This is a genomic window from uncultured Rikenella sp. (assembly GCF_947628055.1).
GTDB lineage: Bacteria > Bacteroidota > Bacteroidia > Bacteroidales > Rikenellaceae > Rikenella.
In genome coordinates, this window is the sequence record NZ_CANQYJ010000137.1 from 1 (window position 1) to 4,945 (window position 4,945).

A 4,945-nucleotide genomic window follows, 5' to 3' on the forward strand; every position below is an offset into this window, starting at 1 on the left:
TCGCTTGTTTTGCCTCCGGCTTCCTCGCGCTACCTCGGCATAGTCCGCCAGCGGCCTCTGCCCTCGGAACGCTGCTCAATTGTGAACAACCGACGCTGCCAGCGGTGCCGCTCGGCACTCGAACCGGACTGCCTCTACCCTGAATAAGGTGAGCGGCGAGGAAGCCGGAGGCAAAACAAGCGGAGCGCAGTTAGCGAGAACCAGAAAACCGACACAGCAGCCGAGCGCCGTCGAGCTTGCTCGAATGGCCGAGGTGCCAGGAGGAAGGCGAAGCCAAACTTTTTGAGATGCTTCGCATCTCTTGAGCCTGCCGGGTACCCTTGTCTTCGATCCTCTTGGGCCGGGAGCAACAGACCGCTCTTTATATTGCGGTTCTTCAGAACCGCCGACCTCCGCGGTGCCGCCGGGCACTCCGACCGGGAGCTTGCTCAGCCTTAGGGGTGGGCGCGAGGTCGAACTGAGGTGCAATAGAGCGGTCTATTGCCACGCCCCAAAGGAAACTCGAAGCAAAACTGCGGAGCCTAAGGATTAGGGTAGTTACAGCCCGGAAAGCCCCTATGGGGCCTTTCTTTCAAGAAAGCGACAGTTCCATCCGGCACAATGACAAATCAACGAACGGTTTACATATAATCGCGGACTAAGTTTCCGTCACGGAACGTTTGGAAGCGGATCAAGTCCGGAGCGAACGATTCCGACAATCTGCGCACCGTTTCCGGCAAATGCACCCCCGGGATCAGCGTCGTTCGGAACTGGCGGCCCACCTCCGGATGGCTGCGCAGCAACGCGATCGAGCGTTCGATCGCCACCACCTCCCGCGCCGAGACCGTCGGCGTCACCCGCGCATAATCCCGTTGCGAGATGAAATGCTTGACATCCAATGCGACAAAATTAACCAAATTTTTCCGAAACAGTTCAGATAAAACATCCGGATGCGTGCCGTTCGTGTCCAGTTTGACCGGCAAACCCAGCGCCCGCACCCGCGTCAGGAAATCCGGCAAGTCTTTTTGCAGCGTCGGTTCGCCTCCCGTGACCACTAATCCCTCTATCCATCCGCGCCGGGTCGAAAGATAAGCCAGAACCTCGTCCTGCGACACATCCGGCGTCCGGTTCAGCAGGCGCGGAACCACCAAAGAGGGATTGTGGCAGTAGCCGCACCGGAAATTGCACCCCTTCGTGAAGACCACCGCCACGAGCCGCCCCTCCCAGTCGATCAGGCTCTGTTTGAGGAAACCCCCTATTCGCATGCCGCACACCGATGTTCGTCCGACGTCGGGGAAGCGAGTACGCTGCGGTCAAACAGCTTGCGATCCGCAAACTCTGCCCGTTTCCCGTCATTCCACTGGCTCACAGGCCGCATGTAGCCCACGATGCGGCTGAATACCTCCGACCGCGCCCCGCACTTCGGACAGGTGAAATGCTCGCCCGCCATGTAGCCGTGCGACGGGCAGACACTGAACGACGGCGACAGCGTGATGTACGGCAGCCGGAAACGATCCGTCACCCGCCTCACCATCCGTTTGGCCGCCTCGGCCGTCATCGCACTCTCGCCCGTGAAGACATGGAACACCGTTCCGCCCGTGTACAGCGTTTGCAGCTCGTCCTGCATCTCCAACGCCTCGTACAGGTCGTCCGTGTAGCCCACCGGCAAGTGCGTCGAGTTGGTATAGTACGGCTGCGCGCCGCCGTGTCGGAACTGCTCCTGATTGGCCACGACGATGTCCGGATACTGCGCCGTGTCGAGTTTCGCGAAACGGTAGGCCGTGCTCTCGGCCGGCGTCGCCTCGAGGTTGTAGATGTTGCCCGTCTCCTCCTGGAACTCGGCCAGCACCTCGCGCATGAAGTGCATCACCCGTTTGGCGAATGCCATCCCGTCGGCCGAGGCCAGCGGCACCCCGAGGAAATTCAGGCAGCACTCGTTCATGCCGTTGATCCCGACGGTCGAAAAGTGGTTTTTCCAGTAGCAGCCGAACCGCCCGTGCACGTGCCGCAGGTAGAACTTCGAGTAAGGGTACAACCCTTTTTCGGTGTACTGTTCGATCACCTTGCGCTTGATTTCGAGGCTCTCTTTAGCCAGCTCCATCAGGCGGCGGAGGCGTTGCATGAAATTCTCCTCCGACGAAGCCTCGTAGCCTAACCGCGGCAGGTTGATCGTCACGACCCCCACCGAACCGGTCAGCGGATTGGAGGCGAAAAGGCCCCCGCCGCGCTTCATCAGTTCGCGTTTGTCGAGCCGCAGCCGGCAGCACATGCTCCGCACGTCGTCCGGTTTCATGTCCGAATTGACGAAGTTCGAGAAGTACGGGATGCCGTACTTGGCCGTCATTTCCCAGATCCCGGTGTAGTCGGGGTTCTCCCAGTCGAAGTCGGACGTAATGTTGTAGGTCGGGATCGGGAACGAGAAGAGGCTTCCCGAGGCGTCGCCCTGACACATCACCTCGGCGAACGCCCGGTTGAGGAGGGTGATTTCCGGCTGGAACTCGCCGTAGGTCTCCGTCCGCACTTCGCCGCCCCAGACGATCGGTTCGCTGCGCAGAAAGTCGGGCACCGTCAGATCCATCGTGATGTTGGTGAACGGGGTCTGGAACCCCACGCGGGTCGGCACGTTCAGGTTGAAGAGAAATTCTTGCAAACATTGCTTCACCTGCTCGTAATCCAGCTTGTCGTACCGGATATATGGAGCCAGAAAGGTGTCGAAGTTGGCGAATGCCTGCGCTCCGGCGGCTTCGCCCTGCATGGTGTAGAAAAAATTGACGACCTGCCCTAATGCTGTGCGGAAATGTTTGGCCGGCGCGCTCTGGGCCTTGCCTTCGACTCCGCGGAAACCGGTCAGGAGCAGGTCTTTGAGGTCCCATCCGACGCAATAGACGCTCAGGAACCCGAGGTCGTGGATGTGGATCGCTCCGCTCCGGTGTGCCTCGGCGATCCGGTCGGGGTAGAGGCGGTTGAGCCAGTACTGGGCGGTGATCAAGGTGGAGATGTGCTGGTTCAGTCCTTGAAGCGAGTAGGCGGAGTTGGCGCTCTCTTTGATGCGCCAGTCGGCGAGCGAGAGGTAGTCGTCGATCACGTCGAGGTTCGACAGCAGCTCTTTGGAGCTGCGCAGCTGTTCGTGCTGCTTGCGGTACAGGAGGTAGGCTTTGACCAAGGCGAAGTAGCCGTGGTTGAAGAGGGTCTGTTCGACGGTGTCTTGCACTTGTTCGACGGTGGGGGGGCCGATGCGTTGTGCGTCGGCGAGGCGGCTGACGACTTCTTCGGCCAGTGCGTGGGCGGCTTTGCGGTCGGGTGCTTCGACGGCGCGCATGGCTTTGAAGATGGCTTGTTCGATTTTCTCGGCCTGGAAGGCAACGACGGTGCCGTCGCGTTTGATGATTTGGGTGGGTGTTGTGCTGCCGTTCATCGTTTTACGGATGTTAAAAATGGTGAAAAATGGCAGCTTGCGGGAAAGGGTGTAGAGAAGACGCACGAAGGGTCTGTCTGCTCGGTATTGTCGAGGACGGACTCGGATGCGCTTGCCGGCTTTTCTCCCGAAAGCTACGGTGTTCTTTGGCGGCAAGACGGCAGGTCTTCTGACTTGTTCCGGGGCGGTGCGGCCTTCCCGCACCTGTCGTTTTGCAGTGTTTGCCGTTCCGGTTTTTTGCCGTTTTCGGGTTTTTTGCTGCTTTTCGAGGCGGTGCAGTGGCCGGGGCCATCGGTGTCGATGGTGCACGTCCGTTTGGGGTGGAACTCACAGCTACGGGGATAGTCCCTGATTCGCACAGGGTTCCCTTTTGATCCGGATGCTGGCCGGCTTCTGCCGGTCGGTTTCGGAACCGTTTGCCGAAAACAAAGATGGGGTTTTCGGGGGGATGGTTGGTTTTCTGTGGCTGAAACTTATTAACATTCTATTATCATCGCAATCCGGCCCGGTTCTTGTCCATGGATTGCTAACCGTTCGTTTCATTTCTACCCTACTGTGAGTGACTGTTCTTTCTTTGAAAAGAAAGAACCAAAGAAACTTTCAGATAGCTGCGCTACTCCTTAGGCTCCGCAGTCCTCTTGCATTGTGTTTGGTTCGAGGTGCGGGAATCGGGCCGATAAGGGCTAAACCTCATGATGTCGGCCCGATTCCCCGCACCCCGACAAATCAAAGACCAGGGTACCCGGCAGGCTCAAGAGATGCGCAAGCATCTCAATAAGTTTTTCTGGTTCTCTTTGTTCACAAAGAGAACAGTACCCTCAAACATAGGGTAGTGATTAAACAGAACGATTAAAAATTGATGACCATGGAAGAACTGACACTTACGACCCCCTCGATTTTATTTTCGGCCATTTCGCTGCTGATGCTCGCCTACACCAACCGGTTTCTCGCCTACGCGCAGGTCATCCGCAGCCTCACCGCCCAGCACGACCAGACCCCCACCGCCGTGACCCGGAAACAGATCGAAAACCTCCGCCGGCGGCTCTACATGTCCCGCTCCATGCAAGTCTTCGGCGTGGCGAGCCTGTTGTTATGCGTCGTCTGCACATTCCTTATCTATATCGGATTGCAGACAGCCGCCGTCTGGACCTTCGGCATCGCCCTGCTGCTGCTTATCATCTCGCTCGGCATCTCGATTCAGGAGATGCGCATCTCCGTCCACGCGCTCGAACACCACCTCGACCGCGCCGAAAAAGAACACAAAAAATAATCCCCTTTCCGCAGAGAAGAAAGGGGATCATAAAGTAAGATATGGCCGAAAAAAGTTACGCCGCGACGAAAAGAATCAGCAACTGGGCCGTCAAGATGCGCAGGAACATCGTCAGCGGATAGACCGTCGCGTATCCCACCGACGGCAGGTCGTTCCCCGCCACAGCATTCGAATAGGCCAGCGCAGGCGGGTCGGTCATACTCCCGGCCAGCAGCCCCGCCAGCGTAAAGTAGTTGATTTTGTAGAACAGCCGGCCGACAACCCCCACTAACAGCAGCGGC

The 4,945-nt window shown here is 58.3% G+C and carries 3 protein-coding genes, 1 pseudogene and 1 riboswitch; of the genes and pseudogenes, 1 reads left to right on the top strand and 3 read right to left on the bottom strand.

What is annotated here, in order from left to right:
* Window positions 1-620: 620 nt before the first annotated feature.
* Window positions 621-1,244 (bottom strand): anaerobic ribonucleoside-triphosphate reductase activating protein, encoded by a 624-nt coding sequence (locus Q0Z93_RS09620; protein WP_298064983.1) that lies wholly within the window; start codon window positions 1,242-1,244, stop codon window positions 621-623.
* Entirely contained in the window at window positions 1,235-3,394 is a 2,160-nt protein-coding gene (locus Q0Z93_RS09625; protein WP_298064985.1) for a ribonucleoside triphosphate reductase, read from the bottom strand. Before Q0Z93_RS09625 ends, Q0Z93_RS09620 begins: the two co-directional genes overlap by 10 nt.
* A 141-nt stretch (window positions 3,395-3,535) precedes the next feature.
* A riboswitch (cobalamin riboswitch) is annotated at window positions 3,536-3,826 on the bottom strand.
* A 433-nt stretch (window positions 3,827-4,259) separates the two neighbouring features.
* Between Q0Z93_RS09625 and Q0Z93_RS09630 the strand changes: the two genes are divergently transcribed.
* On the top strand, window positions 4,260-4,664 hold the full coding sequence (locus tag Q0Z93_RS09630; protein ID WP_298064989.1) for a DUF2721 domain-containing protein: 405 nt from the start codon (window positions 4,260-4,262) through the stop codon (window positions 4,662-4,664).
* Between the two features lie 55 nt (window positions 4,665-4,719).
* Here the strand turns inward: Q0Z93_RS09630 and Q0Z93_RS09635 are convergent.
* A pseudogene (locus Q0Z93_RS09635) lies at window positions 4,720-4,945 on the bottom strand (transporter); the annotation flags it as partial.